Origin of the sequence: Corallococcus sp. 4LFB (genome assembly GCF_046520365.1) — a bacterium.
GTDB lineage: Bacteria > Myxococcota > Myxococcia > Myxococcales > Myxococcaceae > Corallococcus > Corallococcus caeni.
On sequence record NZ_JBKGHJ010000012.1, the window covers coordinates 23,875 to 42,484 of the forward strand.

Sequence of the window (18,610 nt, forward strand, 5' to 3'; positions counted from 1 at the left end):
GGCGGCAGCCGCGGCGGACCGGAGCCTCTGAGCGGCCATAAGTGCCTGGACTCACTCATGATTCATGGCTGGGGAGGGAGCCCTGACGCGCTGGAGCGGCCCGCGGGGGGGAAGGTTTGAGTCCCCCTCTTTACAGGGGCGCCACACTCAACGTGCGCGCAGCAGGGCCTTCAGCCGTGCCGTCTGGTCCGGGCTCCAGCCCTCGGGCCGGAGGAGCGCGGCCCAGCCGTCCACGTGCTCGCCGGTGTAGACGTGGCCGTACCCCGCGGGCACTTCCATCCCCAGCGGAAGGTCCGCCGTCACCTGCCAGAACGTCACGAAGGGGATCCACACCATCTCCCCCAGGACGTCGGCGCCTCGCGGCTCGCGCAGCCAGTCCGGCCGCCGCACCAGGAGCCGGGGGCTCCACCAGATGATGGGGTCGGAGGGGTGGAGCAGGTACAGCACGCGCGAGTCACCCCAGGGCGCGGACGCGGGCGGGATGTCCTGGCCCGGCCTGCGGCTGAAGCGGACGATGCGGCCCTGGCGGTAGATGGGCTCCACCTCGGGGCTGCCCGGGTCCCGGTGGTCGGTGAACGCGCGATACAGGGTGTTGAAGTTCGGCGGCCCGACGAAGAGCACCCCGTCGGTGCGGTTGGCCAGGTCCCGCTCGCCGCTGAACGCCGTCTCCGCGCCGTAGGAGCCCAGGCTCTCACCGAACACCAGCAGCTTCGGGCGGTGAGCGGGAGGGAGCCGGGACCAGCGCTCGTAGACGGCGTCGAAGAGCGCACGGCCTGACTCCCGGGCCCGCTCCTGATCCACCAGGACGGAGAGCCACGACCACAGGTGCGAGTACTGCATGGAGACGATCGCCGAGTCGCCGCCGGTCATGTACTCGAAGGCGTCCACGGCCTCTGGAACCACCCAGCCACTGCCCGTGGTCGTCGCCACCAGCAGGTACGCGCGGTCGAAGCCGCCGGCCCGCTCCAGGTCGTCGACCGCGAGCGCGGCCCGGCCCTCCGCGTCCGGCGCGGAGGCGTAGCCAGCGTACGCGCGGATCGGCTCCTTCACGTCCGTGCCATGGAACCGGGAGAGGTCCTCGACGGAGGGCCCCCGCCCCACGAAGTTGCGCCCTTCCCTTCCCAGGGACTCCCACGCGATGCGTGAGCCGGCGCCCCCGGAGCGCAGCGCGGTGCGGGGTTGGACCACGCCCTCGTCGGTCAGCGAGTCCTGCACCGCCAGGGTGCGGTCCGCCATCGAGATGAGGCCGTCCCACAGCACGCCGCTGGCCACCAGCGCGGTGAGCACCACCACGGCCAGCAAGCTCGTCGCACGGGCCGCGCGAGGACCGATGTGCCTGGAGAGCCGCGCGGCCAACGCGCGGGACACGGCGCGCAGCCCGCGGCCCACGGCGACGAGCAGGAAGAAGACGACCGCCGCGACGAAGGGGGCGAGCAGGTACCCCGCGCCACCCGACGCGGCCATGCCCATGAGCTCGCGGATGCGCTGCTGCCAATGCCAGCCCAGCAGCAGCGAGGCGACCAACGCCACGCCGCCCGTAATGAAGAAGGCCTGCCACGCGCGCGGGCGCGGAGTCCTGGCGGGGCGGTCCGCGAACTCCCGCCAGAGCCACGCGCCCAGACACCCCAGCCCATAACCGATGGCCGCGCTGAGGCCGCTGACGAAGCCCTGGAAGGGCCCGCCGCGCGGCAGCAGGGACGGCGTGAAAGCCAGACATGCGAAGAGGAGCGCGACCCAGGACCCCGGCAAGGTGTAGCGGAGCCAGCGGGGCCAGGCGCGGCTTGCACGTCTGGCCTTGCCCGCCGCGACGGGCTGCTCGGCGTGGGTGAGGAGGTGCTCCATGCGGACTCCGGGCAGGTGCGCTGGCTTTGGCCTGCCAGCCAGGGAGACGCCAGCCATTGGGGCTCGCCGTCCCTCCAGGGCGCACTCCAGAGGGTAGGCCCCGAGAGTGCTCTCCGGCAGCGTGCGCCCGGCATGCCCGGTGCTCATGCGGTCGACGCACCTGAGGCTCGTGTCGTTGAAGGAAGCGCGCACGGCCCAGGACCTTCCGTACTACCTTCCTCACGGGCATGCCCCCAGGGGAAGGACACGGCGCTTGAGCACTCGGAACGTCATCGTCGTCGGAGGAACTGGCGACATCGGGCGCGCTGTCGTCCACAAGCTGCGCGCGGAAGGGCTGCGCGTGCTGAGCGCCGCGCAGGACGTGACCGGGGAGACCCCGGACGCGTTGCACGTGGACGTCACCCGCGAGGACTCCGTGACGTCGATGTTCGACAAGGCGGAGGCGCGGTCGGGGCCGCTCTCGGTCCTGATCAACTGCGCGGGCTTCGGCGTCTTCACGCCCATCCACGAGACGTCCCTGGAGGACTGGAATCGCAGCCTCGCCGTGAACCTCACGGGGACGTTCCTGTGCGCGCGCGAGGCCGTCCGGCGGATGAAGTCCCGAGGTGGCGGGCGGATCATCCACATCGGCTCCGTGAGCGACCACCTCACGCTCCCCATGAACGGCGCCTACGCCGCGTCCAAGCACGGCGTGCGTGGGCTGACGGGCGTGCTGAACGAGGAGGGCCAGGCGTTCGGCATCCGCGCCACGCTCCTGTCCCTCGGCGCCGTCTACACCGCCTTCTGGAAGTCCCGGCCGGAGTTCAGTCCCGCGGACATGCTCTCCGTGGAGGACGTGGCCCAGTGCATCTGGGAGATCGCCATCAAGCCCCTGAACGTGCGGGTCGACGAGCTCCGCCTCGTCCCGCCCCGAGGAGTCCTCTGATGCAAACGCAACCGAAGGCCCCTGTCGCCGTCGTCACCGGAGCCAGCCGGGGGATTGGTGCGGCCATCGCCACCACGCTGGCCCGGAGCGGGTTCGAGGTGGCCCTGATGTCTCGCGACGTGGCCGCGCTGGAGCAACTCCAGAAGCAGTTGGTGGAGGCCGGGGGCCACGCGTGGCCGCTGGCCTGTGACGTCGCGAACCGGGCCGACGTGACGTCAGCGCTGGATCAGCTCGAAGCGAAGGTGGGCGTGCCGGCGGTGCTCGTGAACAACGCGGGCATCGGAGGACCGTTCCATCGCGCGGACGAGGTCAGCGTCGCCGAGTGGGACCTGCTGTTCGGCGTGAACGTGGAGGGCGTGCGCAACCTGTGTCAGTGGGCGCTGCCGCGCATGAAGACGCAGGGGTATGGGCGCATCGTGAACATCGCGTCCATCATGGGCCTCTTCGGAGGTGCGCAGTCGTCCACCTACGCGGCCACCAAGCACGCGCTCGTGGGCTATTCGAAGGCCATCGCCGCGGAGTGGGGCGCTTACGGCATCACCTGCAACGCGCTCTGCCCTGGCTACATCGAGACGGAGATGCTGGCGAAGGCGCCCGCCGCCGCGCGTGAGCGGCTGCTGGAGCGGATCCCCGTGAAGCGCTTTGGAACGCCGGAGGAAGTGGCGGGCCTGGTGGCGTTCCTCGCCGGGCCTGCTGGCGGCTACGTCAACGGGAGCGCCCTGGTGATGGACGGTGGCCTGTCGGCACATCTGGCGTCCGACCTGCCGTCGTTCTGACGCCGGGCTCCCCTGGAAACAGCACCTGCTCCAGCAGCACGCGCAGCTCCTGCTCCAGTCCAGGCACCGACGCGCCGCGCAGATTCCCGCCGCCCCGGAAGAGGGACAATCCTTCGAAGAGGGCGACCAGCAGCGCCGCGCGCCGCTCCCGGCGCGCCGGGGTGAGCTCGGGATCCAGCTCCCGCAGCAGCTCCACGACGCCCGCGCGATAACCGGCGTAGAAGACCGCGAGCGCGTCGGCGACCATGGCATCCCTCGCGGCCATCGCCCACAGCTCCGCGAAGAACTGGCAAGCATGCGCTGAGTCCTGGTCCTCCAGGATGGCGTCCACGGCCAGCCCAAGCCGCCGCGCCGGCTCCTGTCCTCCGCCCTCCATCCGCTCGCGGACCCGCTGGAGCGCCTGCTCCAGGTAGCGAGCCAGCAGCGCCCGCACCACGTCCTGCTTCGTCGGGAAGTAGTACTGGAGGTTGCCCAGGCTCACCTCCGCGCGCTGGGCCACGGCGCGCAGGCTGAGCCCCGCGTAGCCGTCCTCGGCCAGGGCCTCCATCGTCGCATCGAGGATGCGCCCCACGCGCTCGGTGCCCTTGGCGTGCACCGCCGTCCCCTTTCGGGGGCTCGCGGAGGGCAGCGCCCCCGGGACCTTCTTGCTGGAGCGGCGGGCCATCACGCCACCTCGCGCGCCAGCTGCTCGTCGATGCGGACCTCGACCCCGCAGGCACGCAGGGTGGCCAGCGTCTCCTCGGGCCGGGGCTCATGCTCCGGGAACCACACGCCCGGGGGCGGCGGAGGTGCGCCATCCAGCCCCAGGAGCCGCTCCGCGCCCAGCAGCGCTCCGACGGCGGTGAGGTGGGCCTGTCCCCGCGGATCCACCATCTCGATGCGGACCGTCCCCCGCGCTCCCTCCACGTCCGCGACCCACGCCGCTTCGCCTCCCGTGTTGCTGCCGGTGAGCAGCGCCCGGCGCAGCGACGTCCAGCGCGGATGCTGGAGCAGCCGCAGGATGCCCAGCCGCTGGAGCACGACGAGCGTCCAGGTCGCGGAGCCTGAGTCGAAGCCCAGCCGCGTCGTCACGGTGCGAGCGCCCAGCACCCGAGGCAGCGTCGCCTGTTCAGGGGTGTCGAGCCGGAACACCCGGGTCTGGCGTCCATCCGAGAACGTCACCCGCCGTCCGTCCGTCAGCGGCAGCACTTGCCGCTCCTGTCCGTCCTCCGTCACCTCGAAGGACAGGCCCAGCCGGTCCATGTACTCCAGCGAATCGGGCCCGGCCTGATCCGCGAGCGCGAAGCGGATGGCCACCTCCACGCGCTCCAGGCGCCCCACCCTTCGCGCCGCCATCGCCACCAGGCGCGGCACCAGCCCCGCCATCCACGCGGAGCCGAGCAGCACCGGCGCGGCCGGCGTCGCACCGGAGAGCCGCAGCACCGTGGCCTTCAACCGGGACGTCCACCGGGTGATGTCCAGCACAGGCACGCCGGCGCGAGACGCCGCCAGCAGCAGCGTGTCATCCGGGTCGTTGACCAGGGACAGCACGGCCCGGGGCTTTACCCCCAACGCCGCCAGCGCATCCGGCGAGCGGACATCCAGCGCGACGCCCTCCGCCCGCCCCAGACGCCCGGCCAGCTCCCTGGCGGGCGCTTCCCGGCGCCCGGCGATGAGCAACGGCAGGTCCGGGTGACGCTCCCGCAGCAACACGGCGAGCTGTGCCCCCACCACTCCATAGCCCCCCATCAGCAAGACCTGGCCTTCAGACTCCATGGCGAATCCCCCGCGCAGGCACGGTTCCTTCCGTGACCCGTGACGAATATAGGTCAAATGACCTATTTCTTCACGACATTCGACCGCGAGCGCTGGAAACGCCCTGCGCGGCCGCTTCGGCCGACGCCCATGAGGGCCTTCCCTCGTGCGCGTCGCCGGGGGTGGTGGCCTGGGCGTGCTGAATGCCTGCTTCACCCAGCAGGAGGAGCCGAGGCCGCCGCCTCCAGCGCCGCGAGGATGAGGGGGAGGTCTGCTGCGTCGGTCCGCCAGTTGGAGAAGGCCGCGCGCAGCCCCGGGCGACCGGCGTACTGCGTGGGAGTAAAGTGCACGCGCCCATCTGCTTGCAGCGCCTGAAGGAGGCGGTCACGGCGCGCGGCATCCCCCGAGCGCAACGCGAAGCAGACGATGTTCAACTTCACGGGGGCGAGCACCGCGTAGTGCGGTGACGCCGCGAGTCCCTCGCCCAGGTCACGCGCGAGCGCGCAGCCGCGCTCGACGAGTGCGCGGTGCCCGTCGCGGCCGTAGGCCATGAGCGTCATCCACGCGGGCAGCGCCCGGAAGCGGCGCGAGTTCTCAGGCGTGCGGTGCAGCAGATCCGGCCCCTGACCGAGGTAGGCCGCCACCGCGCGGAAGACGCGCTCCTGCAACGCGAGGTGGCGCGTGAAGACGATGCCGGAGTCGTAGGGAACGTTGAGCCACTTGTGGCCGTCCGCCGCGACCGAGTCCGCGTGGGCCAGCCCCCGCAGCAACTGTTCATGCGCAGGGCTGCAGGCCGCGAAGATGCCGAAGGCACCGTCCACGTGCAGCCAGGCCCCGTAGCGGCGGCACAGCTGCCCCAGCGCCTCCAGGTCATCGAAGTCCCCGGTGTTCACCTCTCCCGCGCTCGCGAGCACGATGGCCGGGGCGCCGCCGAGCGCCGCGAGCCGCGACTCGAGCGCCTTCGGGTCCATGACGGGCCGGTCCGGGAGGCACGGGACGGCCTCCACCGAGCGCCGTCCCATGCCGAGGATGGAGAGCGCCTTGAGCACGCTCGCGTGCGGCGCGCCACCCAGCACCACGGGCCTCGGCAGGCCCCACAGCCCCTCCTCGCTCACGTCGTGCCCAAGCCGCTCCATCACCCACTGCCGAGCGGTGGCCAGCGAGACGAGGTTCGCCGCCGTCGCACCGCTCACGAAGGCCCCCTCGAAGGACTCCGGCAGGCCGAAGAGGGAGCGCAGGAGCCCCAGCGCCTCGCGCTCCACGCTGGTGGCGAGCGAGTCGCCGTCGTTGCTCACGTTCTGGTCGTACGCGGAGACGAGCCAGTCGCCCACGAGCGCCGCCGGTGTGGTGCCACCGGTGACGAAGCCAAGGTAGCGCGGCCCCGCCGAGCCGGAGAGCCCGCCCTCGTAGCGGCGGCGGAAAAGCGCGAGCGCGTCCCCGGCCCCCAGGCCCGCCTCGGGCAGCCCGAGCGGCGCGGGTGGTGAGGGCGGATGCCCGCGGGGCGCTCCGGCAGGGCGGTGAGGAATTCAAGGGCGCTCGCGCGGGCCTGGTCGAGCAGGTCCGGGAGCAGGGAGAGGTCGCGGGAGAGCAGGTCGCTCATGGTTGCAGGGGTCCCCAGTGGAAGCCGGTGCCATCGACGATAGCGCCAGGAACAGCCCACGGTCTCTGCCATGGCGTAGAGCCGGTTTCCCTCCACGAACAGGGTGTGCACCTCCAGGGGAGCGCCGCTGGGCATCGCCCGGCAGGGAAATGACCTTCTTCAGCACGGGGTGGCGGCGGTCACTGACGTCGAAGACAGTCAAACCTCCCGAGGGCATGGAGTTCTTGAGCTGGATGGACACCACGTAGGCATGGTTCTTCGTGATGTGGTTGCGCTCGGGTGCGTCACAGCCTGCCAGCGCATACTTCGTGACCACGCCCCGGCTCGTGGTGAAGATGCTCGCGAGGAACATGAAGAGCGCCGGTCAGCGCGCCCATGGCCAACCCGTTCACGGACTCCGTGGCAAGGACCGTGTCGGCAGGAAGGCCCAGAGAGGCCGCTTGCGCCGCGGCCTCGGGCGGGCTCGCGGGGCGGGAGCGCAGTGGAGCAGCGGAAGGGAAGCGAGCGCGCCCAGCAGGACGGGAAAGCGCCACCTCCGCCCGCGTGAGGCGCTGGTGGAAGGAGGAAAGCGACTGCGCGTGCGATGCGTGACAGGAAACCGTCGTCTCAGTGGCATGGACGCTTCGGGGATAATCCCGGTGGCGTGACCGGAGCGTGACGAGCACCGCCCATCCGAGCGGGGCCGACCGTCCGATGCTCACAAGGCTGTGATGCGGCTGCACTCACCTCCCTCGGAGCCCCCCTGGCCTTCGCGAGGGTCGCCGTGAGCCGGGACTGGCGGCACTTCGCCGTGACCGCGGGGCCGGAGGAAGACGCTTTGTCCGTCTACAGGCTGCACCAGCGACGGACCTCGTCCAGGTACTCGCGCGGCAGCGCGTGCCCGCTGTCGAAGGTCCGGCGCGTCTTGCGTTTGGAGGGCGCGGCCTCGAAGAGCTTCCGGGTGTCCTCCTCGGTGGAGAAGGGATCGCGGTTCGCGGTCAACAGCAGCCAGGCCTGATGGACCTTGCCCATCCGGTTCACCGGCGCGGCGTCGCCCAGCACCGGGTCGACATGCGGTGGCACCATCGTCACCAGGTGGGTGACGCGAGGCTCGCGCGAGGCCAGCAAGAGGCCCACCTGGGCGCCCATGCTGTAGCCGGCGACGAGCACCCTCGGCGGCTTCTTGCCGTTGGCGAGCACCTTCGTGAGCAGCACCTGCGCGTCGCGCACGGTGTCGACAATCATTGCCTGATAGGGACCGGGCTCACCCGCGTGCGCCCGCTTCGCGAGGGCTCCAGGCCGCGCATCGGGGGTTGCCCGTGCGCCGTGCCGCCTCGCGTCCATGAGGTAGACCCGAAAGCCAGCACTCCGCAGCTGCGCCGTCAGGCCCCCCCCGAAGGTCGGCTCCGCATCCGACAGCCAGTCGTCCTTGCTCCGGGTGAGGCCGTGCAGCAGGAGGGCCACGGGCGGATTCGCACCCTCCCCTTCCGGCTCCAGCACCCACGCGGGAATGGGCGACCCATCCTCCGCGCGGAGCTCCAGGGGGACAGCGGGGCTCGCGGCCCGGGCCACGGAGGTGGCGAGGAACATCAGCCCCAGCAACAGCGAACGCTTCATCATGGACGCCTCCATCAAGAGAGGCCCTGGAGCCTGCGGAAGCGAGGGTCAGCCAGGCGTCACCCGCCAGCTGACCTCCGTTTGACGTGACCGCGGGTAGCCTCCGGGTCACTCCCATGCGTGTGCTCGTCATCGAGGACAACCGAGACCTCCAGGCCAACATCGCGCGGTTCCTGGAGCCGGACTTCCAGCTGGACTTCGCGGGCACCGGGCCCGAGGGGCTCGCGCTGGCCCTGGCCCACCCGTACGACGTCATCGTGCTGGACCTGATGCTGCCCGGCATGAGCGGCATCGAGGTGTGCGAGCGCTACCGGCAGGTCGCGCCCCGGCTCGTCCCCATCCTGATGCTGACGGCCCGGGACACGCTCGAGGACAAGGAAGAGGGCTTCCAGGCCGGCGCGGATGACTACCTCGTCAAGCCCTTCTCGCTCCGGGAGCTGCGCTGGCGCCTGGAGGCCCTGGCGCGCCGTCCCGTCCCTCCGAGTGGACGGACGCTGACGCGGGGCGGGCTCACGCTGGAGCCGGAGAGCGGACAGGCGCGCTGGGGTGGGCGCACCGTCCGGCTCAACCGCACCGAGGCCCTCCTCCTGCGGTGGTTGATGGAGGCCGCCCCCGAAGCCGTCCCCGCGGCGACGCTGGCCGAGCGGCTCTGGGGGGACGACGCCCCCGGGTCCAGCGCGCTGCGCACCCACGTCTATGCCCTGCGCAAGGCGCTCGCCGGGCTGGGGCTCGACGATGCCATCACCACCCGCCGCAACGAGGGGTACCGGCTGGATGCGCGCTGATACGCGGTCGGTGCGCGCGATGCTCCGGCGCGCCATGGGGCTGTCCGCCGCGTTCGCGCTGGTGCTGATGGGCGGGTTCTTCACGCTCTTCAGCTACGACCTCGAGGACGTCATCTTCAGCCGCATCGTGGCCACGGAGGCGGACCGGCCCGAGCCCAGCCACTTCCCCGGCATCACCCGCCATGACGGGCACTCCGCGCTGCCGTCCTGGCTCGCGGAGCGGCTGCGTCCTGACGCCCCTCCGGGCGAGTACGAGGTGTCCGCCGGGAGCCACGGACACTTCCACGTCGCGGTGCGCCCCGGCGCGGACGGAGACCGCCGGTACTTCGCGTTCGACGTGACGCGCCTCACGAGCACGACGGACAACCTGAAGCGGACCGCGGGACTGCTCCTCACCAGTGCGCTGCTGGCGCTGCTGGCCGCCGGGCTTCTCGCCCACCTCGTGGCCCGCAGGCTCGGCCGCCCGCTGGAGCGGATGGTGCGGTGGAGCCAGGCGGAAGGGGCCCCCCCTCCCGAGGATGACGGCGGAGTGGCCGAGGTCCGCGCACTGCTGGACGCGCTGCACGCACGCGACGCGCGCATCCAGGAGCAGCTGGAGCGTGAGCGGCGCTTCAACCGCGACGCAAGTCACGAGCTGCGCACGCCCCTCGCCGTGGCGCAGGGCGCGGTGGAGCTCCTGGAACTCGACCCACCGCGAGACGCGGAGACGTTCGAGCGGCTGCGCCGGGCCGTGAGCCAGATGGGCCTGCTGACGGAGGGCATCCTCTGGCTGGCGCGGGAGCGCCGCTCCGAGGAGCGCTGCGACCTGCACCGCGTCTCACGAGAGCTGCTCGCGTTGTACGGGCATCTCCGCCGAAGTGATGGCATCGAGCTCATCATCGAGTCCGCTGGCGAAGTCCACGCGCCCATCCCCGCTTCCGTCGCCAGGGTGATGATGGGCAACCTCCTCAAGAACGCGCTCGCCTACACAGACGCGGGGCACATCGTCATCGCCATCGAGCCCTCGGCGTGGACCCTCTCCGACACGGGGGTCGGCTTCGGCCGCGCCGAGCCCGGCAGCGAGAGCCACGGCATTGGCCTGTCGCTGGTGGAACGACTGGCCCAGCGCTTCGGGTGGACGCTGTCCATCGAGGCCCTGGAACCCCGCGGCACCCGCGTGCGGCTGAGCTGGCGCGTCTAGCAGGACGTCCAGCACCTCGGGCTCATCCTGGACAGGCGGAGGCTCGTCGTTCGATATGGCCGCGGCCGGGTCGCGTCTCCCCTTCGTCGTGGAACCGGGTGAGGGAAATCACCCAATGCGCTCGACCTGGCTGGTGGGCTGGATGGCGTTGTTCTTCGTGGTGGGCTGTGCAGGCCGCAGGAGCCTGGAGACACCGGACTCCGAAGCCATCTACGACGCGCCGCTCGAAGAGATGTGGCCGTCGGTGCGCGAGTACTTCAAGGGCGCGAACCTGAGCTACCGCGAGGACAAGGACAGCCGCGTGCTGGAGCCCCCCACGACGAGCAAGCTGGGGGTCATGCACATCACCAAGACCGTGAACAAAGCCCTCATCCAGCCCGGAAGGCAGATCGACTGGGGTGTGCGCCGCGGCGCACCGTCGCCCTCGTTGGCTTGCGAGCCCGGGCTTCAGCTCCGTGGAGCAGCCCAGCCTCTCAAGCCCACTCCGTCAGCCCCTCGCGCTGGTACAGGGTCGCGAACGAAGGCCGCGCCTTCAACTGGGTGGCGACCGCGGCCAGGTGCGGCCACGCCGTGGCGGGCTTCGGCATGGCGCGGGACCAGCGCATCAGCATGACGAGGTAGAAGTCCGCGACGCTGAGCGTCTTCCCCAGCAGGAAGGGGCCGTTCGCGGCGAGGTGCGCGTCCAGCACCTGCCACGCGCGCTCGATGCGGCCCGCGACGGTGGAGCGCACGGCTTCGGCATGGGCCTCGCCCGCGGGCTCGTGGGGGTACCACCACTGCCGGAACAGCGGCTGCACCATGTTCGCCAGGTGGAACATCCACTGGTAGTAGGCCATGCGCGCCGCGCTTTCCGGCGCGGGAGCCAGGCTCGCCTCCGGATGGCGGTCCGCGAGGTACATCGCCAGGGCCGCGGCCTCGAAGTGCGGCTTTCCATCAATCAGCAGGGTCGGCACGACGCCACTCGGGTTGAGCGCCAGGTACTCCGGGCGCTTCTGCTGTCCGGCGCCGGTGTCGACGCGTTCCAGCGAGTGCGGCTGGCCGAGTTCAAGCAGCACCCAGTGCACCAGCATGCTGGCGGCACCGGGCGAGTAGTAGAGCGTGTACATGCGGTCTCCGTGCGAACGGGGTGACAAGGCGCGGCATATCCTCTCAGGGAGAGCTCTGCACGCTCCATCCGCGCGCGCAGTAGGATGCGCGCATGATCAAGGTCTACGGCTTCTCCCGCGTGAACAAGATGGCCCGAGGCAGGACCCGCGACCTGCGCGTGCTGTGGGCGCTGGAGGAGATGGGTCTGCCCTACGAGGTCGTGGGGATGGATCATCCGCAGCGCGACCTCGATACGCCCGCGTATCGCGCGCTCAATCCGTTCGGACAGATTCCGGCGATCGACGACGACGGCGTGGTCGTCACCGAGTCCGGCGCGATCCTGCTCTACCTCGCCCGCAAGAGCGGCAAGCTGATGCCGCGTGACCTCGCCGGCGAAGCCCAGGTGCTGCGCTGGTGCATCGCGGCGCTGAACACGATTGAAGTCCCGATCCTGACCGCGTGGTTCGTCGACCTGTACGGCGGCAAGGGCACCCAGGCGAGCGATGCGCTTCACCAGTGGGGGGACATGCGCCTGAAGCAGCTCGACGGCTGGCTTGAGGGCAGGGAGTTCGTCGCGACCGACGCGTTCACCGTCGCGGACCTCCTGATGACGCATGTGCTGGGCGCGGGCATCGACGAGAGTGTCGTCAAGGCCTATCCCAACGTGCTCGCCTTCCAGAAGCGCTGCATCGCGCGCCCGGCCTGGAAGAAGACGTTCGACGCCTACTGCGACCGCGTCGAAGCGGCCTGAGCGCGGCGCGCCGCGGCACCGGACGCATGGATTGGACGGCCGACGAGGCCCACCGGGCCGCGATGCGCAGGGCCGGGTTGGTATAGCGTCCCCCCTCCATGCGCCCTCTCCACATCACCACCCCCTTGCTCCCCCACGACGCGCTCTCGGCTTCGCTCGGCAAGGACGTGCTGCTCAAGCTGGAGAGTCTGCAGCCTTCAGGGTCTTTCAAGCTGCGCGGCATCGGGAGGCTGTGTCAGCGGGCGGTGGAAGCCGGCACGCGACAATTCATCTGCCCCTCCGGTGGCAATGCCGGCTTCGCCGCGGCGGTTGCCGGGCGTGCCCTGGGCGTGCCCACCACCATCGTGGTCCCCCATACGACACCGGAGTCGGTGCGGCGGCAGATTGCCGCACTCGACGCGTCGGTGGTGGTGCACGGCGCCGTCTGGGACGAAGCCAATGAGGAAGCCCTGCGCCGCTGCGCCACCGGGGAAGCCACCTATGTGCCGCCGTTCGACCACCCGGACATCTGGGACGGCAACGCCACACTTATCGACGAGGCGGTGGCCCAGGCCGAGGATGGCTTCGACGTGGTGGTGTGCGCGGTAGGAGGCGGCGGGCTCATGTGTGGGGTGCTGGAGGGGCTTCACCGCAACAAGCTGGCGCACGTGCCGGTCATCGCCGTGGAGACCGAGGGTGCCGCTTCACTGCACGCCGCGGTGAACGCCGACAAGCTCGTGACGTTGCCGGCCATCACCACCATCGCAACCACGCTCGGCGCCAAGCGCGTGGCGCCCGCGGCCTTCGAATGGACGCGCCGCCACCCGATCCACAGCGTGACGGTGAGCGATGCGCAGGCGCTCGATGCGTGTCTGCAGTTCGCAGACGACCTGCGCATCCTCGTCGAACCCGCCTGCGGCGCCGCCCTCGCGGTCGCGTACCAGGGGCTCGACGTACTGGCCCCCTATCGCCGGCCCCTCCTCGTTGTTTGCGGTGGCATTGCCGTGGACCTGGCGAAGCTCGTGACGTGGCGCGAGGAGCAGGCCTCCCGCCGGGCAATGGCCAGGGATGTACCGGCGGGCCCCTGAACCCAGCGCGTCATGGAGGTGGGTGACGCAAAACGCCCAACCTCCGGGATTCCTTTTCCAGACTTGAAAGCATTTCCGCCCGTCCCCAAACGCAGCCCATCCAGCCATGGGCTGTGACGATCCGCGCCATGCCATCGTTAACATTGCACAGAGAGGGTTTTTGATGTCGTGAAAGACCCGGGGACTGAAATCCTTGACCCACCTGCATCACTCCGAGTTTAAAGCCTGCCACACTTTTATGATGACAACTGGACAATGACAATTGTATAGAGGGCAAGCATTGAAGCGAGGGGGAGTGCACATGCGTAGAGCGTCAATTGCTGTCTCGAAGAAGCCGGCCCGTGCGTTGATCATGTTCGCCACGGTTGTCGTTGGTTCCGCCGCGCACGCGCAGGATCGTTCCAGCGAAGAGGCGGACACCGAGTCGCTGCACACGCAGTACCGCTCCATCGACGGAACGGGCAACAACGTGGCGCACCCGCGGTGGGGCGCGACGGAGGAGCACCTGCTGCGCGGGGCGAGCGGTGCGCACTACGCGGATGGCGTGTCCGCGATGGGCGGCGCCGGGCGCCCCAGCCCGCGCGACGTCAGCAACGCGCTCTTCCAGCAGAACGGCTCCGTCCCGAACCAGCACCGCATCAGCGACTTCATCTGGACCTGGGGGCAGTTCCTCGACCACGACTTCAGCCTCACCGAGGGCGCCAACGAGTCCGTGCCGGTGCCCGTGCCGCAGTGCGACCCGTACATGGACGTGCTCTGCACCGGGACGCAGAAGATCCCCTTCAAGCGCTCCGTGTATGACCCGGCCACCGGTACCGGCCCCACCAACCCGCGCCAGCAGTTCAATGAGATCACGGGCTACCTGGACGGGTCGAACGTGTACGGCTCCGACGCGGCGCGCGCCGCCTGGCTGCGCACGTTCCAGGGCGGCCGGCTCAAGGTGACGCACACCTCCTATGGCGACCTGCTGCCCTACAACGACGGCACGCAGCCGAACGCGGGTTCGCCCGAGCAGCCGGACCTGTCCACGGACCTGTTCGTCGGCGGCGACATCCGCGCCAACGAGCAGCCCACGCTGGCCGTCATGCACACGCTGTTCGTGCGCGAGCACAACTGGCAGGCGGCGCGCATCGCGCGGGAGAACCCCCGCTTCTCCGACGAGCAGATCTACCAGGCCGCGCGGCGCATCGTGATCGCCGAGCTCCAGCACATCACCTACACCGAGTTCCTGGATGCCCTGCTGGGCGCCCACGCGCTGCGGCCCTACCGCGGCTACAACCCGAGCGTGAACGCGGGCATCGCGCAGAGCTTCTCGACCTCCGCCTACCGGCTCGGCCACACGCTGCTCAGCCCCTTCATCCTGCGGCTCAATGAGGACGGCTCGCCGGTCGCCGCGGGGCCGCTGTCGCTGCGCGATGCCTTCTTCAGCGCGACGCCGCCCCTGCTGGAGAACGGCGGCATCGAGCCGTTCCTGCGCGGTGTCGCCGCCCAGAAGGCGCAGGACCTGGACCGCTTCATGATCGACGACGTGCGCAGCTTCCTCTTCGGCCCGGCGGGCGCCGGCGGCCTGGACCTCCTCTCGCTGAACCTCCAGCGCGGGCGCGACCACGGCCTGCCGGACTTCAACACGGTGCGCGCGGAGCTGGGGCTGAGGAAGTACACGCGCTTCTCGGACATCACTAACGACGCCCAGGCCGCCCAGGCGCTGGAGCAGCTGTACGGGAGCATCGACAACATCGACGTGTTCACGGGCATGTTCGTCGAGCAGGACGTGCCGGGCGGCATCGTCGGCGAGACGCTGCGCGCGGCGCTCGTGGAGCAGTTCGAGCGCACCCGCGCCGGTGACCGCTTCTGGTACGAGCGGTCGCTGAACTTCTTCGACCTCCTGCGGGTGAAGACGACGCGGCTGTCCGACATCATCCGGCGCAACACCAGCATCCGGAACATCCAGAACAACGTCTTCTTCGTGAAGTAGCGCGAGGAGCCCGCCCCACCACCCCGGCCCGCCGCGCACCGCGAGCGACGAGCCGGGCGCTGCGCCGCCGGACAGAAAAAACGCCCTGCTTCCGCCAACTTGGGAAGCAGGGCGAGTGACCCCGACAGGAATCGAACCTGTGGCCTGCGGTTTAGGAAACCGCCGCTCTATCCAACTGAGCTACGGGATCGAGACGGCGGGCTTTATAGCAGGCGCATCGACGCGCGCAATGCGTGAGCGTCCCCCTGGCCGGCGGGGTGACCGCCGGGCGACGAATGCTCCTTGGGGGACGCTCCTCCCTGCCTGCTACTTCCCCTCCTCCAGGGCCTCCGCGATCAGCTTCCGAAGGGCCTCGGCCAGGGCCGTCACCTGGGGCGCGCGGAGGATGGAGTAGTGGTCGCCCTCCACCTCCAGCAGCTTCACGCCGCCCTGCCCCACCGCTTCCCAGCCGCGGTCCCGGCCCAGGGGCGCGGGGTCCACGCTCTTGCTCGCGCGGACCAGGGTGATGACGCCCTCGTAGGACCCGGGGACGTACTGGCGGACGGCGTTCCGGTTGAGCTCGAAGACGCGCATCAGGATGCGGAAGTCCTCCAGCTCCACGTCCTGCGTCACCGCCCCCGCCCGCTTCGCCTCCTCCAGCAGGCGCGCCAGCCGTGCGTCGGTGGACTGGGGCGCCTGGGCTTCGGCACCCTCCCCGTCCTGGGTGAAGAGCGCGGCCAGCTCCTGGCCAATCTGCTCGTCCTCCGCGCCGGTGCCGCCCGTCCGCGTCACCGAGCCCGGGTCGAGGAGCGCCAGCAGCGCCACGGTCTGTCCCGCCGCGCGCAGCTGACGGGCCATCTCGTAGGCCACGGCGCCCCCCATGGACCAGCCCGCGAGCAGGTAGGGCCCCTCGGGCCGCACCGTGCGCACGGCTTCGACGTATGCCGTCGCCATCGCCTCGATGGTCTTCAGCGGCTCCTGCTCGCCCTCGATGCCCAGGGAGCGCAGGGCGTAGAACGGTTGATCCGGGCCCAGGCGCCTGGACAGCTCCACGTAGCTGAGGACGTTGCCGCCGGCCGGGTGGACGCAGAACAGCGGCGGCCGGGTGCCTTCCGGCCGGATGGCCACCAGCGGCGACAGCGACGGCGCCGCCTCCTCGCGCAGGAGCGACGCCAGGCCTTCCACCGTCGGCCCCTGGAAGAGCGCCGCCAGCTTCAGGTTCCGGCCCATGCGATTGCGGATCGCCGTCATCAACCTCACCGCCAGCAGTGAGTGGCCGCCCAGCTCGAAGAAGTCCGCGTCGACGCTGATGGGCTGGATGCCCAGCAGCTCCTCCCAGATGGACACGAGCTGCAGCTCCACGGTGTCACGGGGCGCGATGACCTTCCCCGCCGTGCTCGCGTCCGGCTTCACCGCGGGCAGGGCCTTGCGGTCCACCTTGCCGTTGGCGTTGACGGGCAGCGCCTCCAGCACCACGAAGGCCGACGGCACCATGTACTCCGGCAGCCGTCCCTTCAGGGCACTGCGCAGCGCGGCGGACTCCACCGTGTGGCCCGGCTGCGCCACCACGTACGCCACCAGCCGCTTGTCTCCGGCCACGTCCTCCCGGGCCACCACCACGGCGTCCCGCACCGTCGGCTCCGCGGCCAGCGCCGCTTCGACTTCGCCCAGCTCGATGCGGAAGCCGCGCACCTTCACCTGGAAGTCCATGCGGCCCAGGTACTCCAGCGTCCCGTCCTCCCTCCACCGCGCCTTGTCTCCCGTGCGGTACAGCCGCGTCCCCGCCGCCCCGTACGGGTTCGGCACGAAGCGCTCCGCCGTCAACTCCGGGCGCTGGAGGTAGCCGCGCGCCAGGCCTTCGCCGCCCAGGTAAAGCTCTCCCGGCACGCCCACCGGCACCGGCCGTCCGTGCGTGTCCAGCACGTACGCCTGCACGTTGGGAAGCGGCCTTCCGAGGACGGGCTGCGTCCCGGGACGCACCTCGTAGGCCGTCGCGTCCACCGTGCACTCCGTCGGGCCGTACACGTTGAAGGCCCGGGTCCCCGGCGCCGCCGCCAGCGCGGCCCACGTGGCCGCGTCCAGGGCCTCGCCGCCCGGCAGCACCCACCTGGGGGCCGTCTCCCCTTCCAGCACCCCCTGCGGAATCAGCAGCCTCAGCAGCGACGGCGTGCAGTCCAGCACGGCCACCCGCTCACGCCGCACCCACTCCACCAGCGCCTTGGGCTCCTGCCGCGTCTCCTCCGGCACGATGCAGAGGCAATGGCCGTCCAGCAGCTGCACCCACTGCTGCACCGACGCGTCGAAGTACAGCGGTGCGTTGACGCTGACGCGCAGCCCCGAAGGCTGGCCGGCGTACACCGTCTGCTTCAGCGCACGGTGGAAGTGCAGCACCGCGTGGTGCTCCACCATCACGCCCTTCGGCGTGCCCGTGCTTCCCGAGGTGTAGATGGCGTAGGCCAGGTTGCGCGCCGTCGCCACCCGCACCGGGGCGTGCGTCGGCAGCCCTTCGGGCAGGGCCGCATCCACGAGGAGCACCTGGGCGCCCTCGACGTCCCAACCCGAAGCGATGCGCGCGTGCGTCAGCAGCACCGGCGCGGCGCTGTCCTTCAGCGCCAGGGTGCGGCGGTGGACGGGCCACGCCGGATCCAGCGGGACGTAGTAGCCGCCGGCCTTCATCACCGCCAGCACGGCCACCATCGCCTCCACCGAGCGGCCCAGGCACAGCGCCACCGGCACGTCCGCACCGACTCCCAGCGTGCGCAGGTGGTGCGCGAGCTGGTTGGCTCGGGCCTCCAACTGGGCGAAGGAGAGCACCTCCTCCTCGAAGCGCACGGCGGGCGCTTCCGGCGTCCGGGCGACCTGCTGCTCGAAGGCCTCCGTGAGGGTGCCCTCCAGCGCGGAGTCCCCTGCCGTCGCGTTCCAGTCGTGGAGCACCTGCTGACGCTCTTCGGCCTTCAGCAGCGGCACTTCCCACACCCCCGCGTCCGCGTCCTGCGCGATGCCCTCCAGCAGCATCCCGAAGTGGCCCAGCATGCGCTCGGCCGTCTTCGCGTCGTAGAGGTCGGTGTTGTACTCCAGCGTCGCCGCCAGCCCCTGGCCCGTCTCCGCCATCGCGAGCGTCAGGTCGAACTTCGCCGTCGTCGCTTCCATCTCCACTCCGCGCAATGCCAGCGCGTCCCTCGGCCTCGCTTCGCTCGCCTGCGTCGGCGTGTTCTGCAGGAGGAAGCTCACCTGGAAGAGCGGCGTCCGGCTCAGGTCACGCTCCGGCTTCAGCTCCTCCACCAGCTTCTCGAACGGCACCTCCTGGTGCGCGT

14 protein-coding genes and 1 tRNA gene are annotated in these 18,610 nt (G+C 70.7%); 7 read left to right on the plus strand and 8 right to left on the minus strand.

Features of this window, described 5'->3' with window-relative positions; genetic code table 11:
• Positions 1 to 147 precede the first annotated feature (147 nt).
• Complete coding sequence (locus tag ACLEQD_RS02645; protein WP_410381510.1) at positions 148 to 1,842, minus strand: alpha/beta hydrolase; 1,695 nt, start codon at positions 1,840 to 1,842, stop codon at positions 148 to 150.
• Between the two features lie 253 nt (positions 1,843 to 2,095).
• Here ACLEQD_RS02645 and ACLEQD_RS02650 point away from each other — a divergent pair, with 253 nt between their 5' ends.
• Positions 2,096 to 2,767: an SDR family oxidoreductase gene (locus tag ACLEQD_RS02650; RefSeq protein ID WP_410381511.1), complete on the plus strand. Its 672-nt coding sequence runs from the start codon at positions 2,096 to 2,098 to the stop codon at positions 2,765 to 2,767.
• Positions 2,767 to 3,543 (plus strand): SDR family NAD(P)-dependent oxidoreductase, encoded by a 777-nt coding sequence (locus tag ACLEQD_RS02655; RefSeq protein ID WP_410381513.1) that lies wholly within the window; start codon positions 2,767 to 2,769, stop codon positions 3,541 to 3,543. Before ACLEQD_RS02650 ends, ACLEQD_RS02655 begins: the two co-directional genes overlap by 1 nt.
• Here ACLEQD_RS02655 and ACLEQD_RS02660 read toward each other — a convergent pair.
• From ACLEQD_RS02660 to ACLEQD_RS02675, 4 genes are all read right to left on the minus strand, one after another.
• Entirely contained in the window at positions 3,473 to 4,207 is a 735-nt protein-coding gene (locus tag ACLEQD_RS02660) for a TetR/AcrR family transcriptional regulator (protein ID WP_410381515.1), read from the minus strand. The genes ACLEQD_RS02655 and ACLEQD_RS02660 overlap by 71 nt on opposite strands.
• Positions 4,207 to 5,298, minus strand: coding sequence for a saccharopine dehydrogenase family protein (locus ACLEQD_RS02665; protein ID WP_410381517.1), 1,092 nt, complete (start codon positions 5,296 to 5,298; stop codon positions 4,207 to 4,209). Before ACLEQD_RS02665 ends, ACLEQD_RS02660 begins: the two co-directional genes overlap by 1 nt.
• Before the next feature lie 191 nt (positions 5,299 to 5,489).
• A complete protein-coding gene (locus tag ACLEQD_RS02670; protein WP_410381519.1) occupies positions 5,490 to 6,608 on the minus strand; it encodes a pyridoxal phosphate-dependent decarboxylase family protein in 1,119 nt (372 codons plus the stop codon).
• 1,094 nt (positions 6,609 to 7,702) lie between these two features.
• Complete coding sequence (locus ACLEQD_RS02675) at positions 7,703 to 8,476, minus strand: alpha/beta hydrolase (RefSeq protein ID WP_410381521.1); 774 nt, start codon at positions 8,474 to 8,476, stop codon at positions 7,703 to 7,705.
• Between the two features lie 113 nt (positions 8,477 to 8,589).
• Between ACLEQD_RS02675 and ACLEQD_RS02680 the strand changes: the two genes are divergently transcribed.
• Positions 8,590 to 9,258 carry a response regulator transcription factor gene (locus ACLEQD_RS02680; RefSeq protein WP_410381523.1) on the plus strand — a complete coding sequence of 223 codons (669 nt, stop codon included), beginning with the start codon at positions 8,590 to 8,592 and terminating at the stop codon, positions 9,256 to 9,258.
• Positions 9,248 to 10,438: a sensor histidine kinase gene (locus tag ACLEQD_RS02685; protein ID WP_410381525.1), complete on the plus strand. Its 1,191-nt coding sequence runs from the start codon at positions 9,248 to 9,250 to the stop codon at positions 10,436 to 10,438. Before ACLEQD_RS02680 ends, ACLEQD_RS02685 begins: the two co-directional genes overlap by 11 nt.
• Positions 10,439 to 10,911: 473 nt before the next feature.
• Here the strand turns inward: ACLEQD_RS02685 and ACLEQD_RS02690 are convergent, their stop codons facing one another.
• Positions 10,912 to 11,544: a glutathione S-transferase family protein gene (locus ACLEQD_RS02690; RefSeq protein WP_410381527.1), complete on the minus strand. Its 633-nt coding sequence runs from the start codon at positions 11,542 to 11,544 to the stop codon at positions 10,912 to 10,914.
• A 92-nt stretch (positions 11,545 to 11,636) separates the two neighbouring features.
• Here ACLEQD_RS02690 and ACLEQD_RS02695 point away from each other — a divergent pair, with 92 nt between their 5' ends.
• The 3 genes from ACLEQD_RS02695 to ACLEQD_RS02705 all read left to right on the plus strand — a co-directional run bounded on the left by ACLEQD_RS02695 (position 11,637) and on the right by ACLEQD_RS02705 (position 15,317).
• A complete protein-coding gene (locus tag ACLEQD_RS02695) occupies positions 11,637 to 12,275 on the plus strand; it encodes a glutathione S-transferase family protein (RefSeq protein ID WP_410381529.1) in 639 nt (212 codons plus the stop codon).
• Between the two features lie 98 nt (positions 12,276 to 12,373).
• Positions 12,374 to 13,342, plus strand: coding sequence for a pyridoxal-phosphate dependent enzyme (locus ACLEQD_RS02700; RefSeq protein WP_410381530.1), 969 nt, complete (start codon positions 12,374 to 12,376; stop codon positions 13,340 to 13,342).
• A 301-nt stretch (positions 13,343 to 13,643) separates the two neighbouring features.
• On the plus strand, positions 13,644 to 15,317 hold the full coding sequence (locus ACLEQD_RS02705; RefSeq protein ID WP_410381532.1) for a peroxidase family protein: 1,674 nt from the start codon (positions 13,644 to 13,646) through the stop codon (positions 15,315 to 15,317).
• A 116-nt stretch (positions 15,318 to 15,433) separates the two neighbouring features.
• On the opposite strand, the gene ACLEQD_RS02710 is transcribed toward ACLEQD_RS02705, so the two are convergent.
• A tRNA-Arg gene (locus tag ACLEQD_RS02710) sits at positions 15,434 to 15,507 on the minus strand.
• A gap of 116 nt (positions 15,508 to 15,623) precedes the next feature.
• Positions 15,624 to 18,610 (minus strand): non-ribosomal peptide synthetase (locus tag ACLEQD_RS02715; protein WP_410381534.1); only part of this gene is annotated, 2,987 nt, incomplete at its 5' end.

Excerpts from the sequence above, each read along its gene's own strand:
- ACLEQD_RS02645 (WP_410381510.1), bottom strand. The coding sequence starts at position 1,842 with ATGGAGCACCTCCTCACCCACGCCGAGCAGCCCGTCGCGGCGGGCAAG.
- ACLEQD_RS02655 (WP_410381513.1), top strand. The coding sequence starts at position 2,767 with ATGCAAACGCAACCGAAGGCCCCTGTCGCCGTCGTCACCGGAGCCAGC.
- ACLEQD_RS02660 (WP_410381515.1), bottom strand. The coding sequence starts at position 4,207 with ATGGCCCGCCGCTCCAGCAAGAAGGTCCCGGGGGCGCTGCCCTCCGCG.
- ACLEQD_RS02665 (WP_410381517.1), bottom strand. The coding sequence starts at position 5,298 with ATGGAGTCTGAAGGCCAGGTCTTGCTGATGGGGGGCTATGGAGTGGTG.
- ACLEQD_RS02675 (WP_410381521.1), bottom strand. The coding sequence starts at position 8,476 with ATGATGAAGCGTTCGCTGTTGCTGGGGCTGATGTTCCTCGCCACCTCC.
- ACLEQD_RS02680 (WP_410381523.1), top strand. The coding sequence starts at position 8,590 with ATGCGTGTGCTCGTCATCGAGGACAACCGAGACCTCCAGGCCAACATC.
- ACLEQD_RS02685 (WP_410381525.1), top strand. The coding sequence starts at position 9,248 with ATGCGCGCTGATACGCGGTCGGTGCGCGCGATGCTCCGGCGCGCCATG.
- ACLEQD_RS02690 (WP_410381527.1), bottom strand. The coding sequence starts at position 11,544 with ATGTACACGCTCTACTACTCGCCCGGTGCCGCCAGCATGCTGGTGCAC.
- ACLEQD_RS02695 (WP_410381529.1), top strand. The coding sequence starts at position 11,637 with ATGATCAAGGTCTACGGCTTCTCCCGCGTGAACAAGATGGCCCGAGGC.
- ACLEQD_RS02700 (WP_410381530.1), top strand. The coding sequence starts at position 12,374 with ATGCGCCCTCTCCACATCACCACCCCCTTGCTCCCCCACGACGCGCTC.
- ACLEQD_RS02705 (WP_410381532.1), top strand. The coding sequence starts at position 13,644 with ATGCGTAGAGCGTCAATTGCTGTCTCGAAGAAGCCGGCCCGTGCGTTG.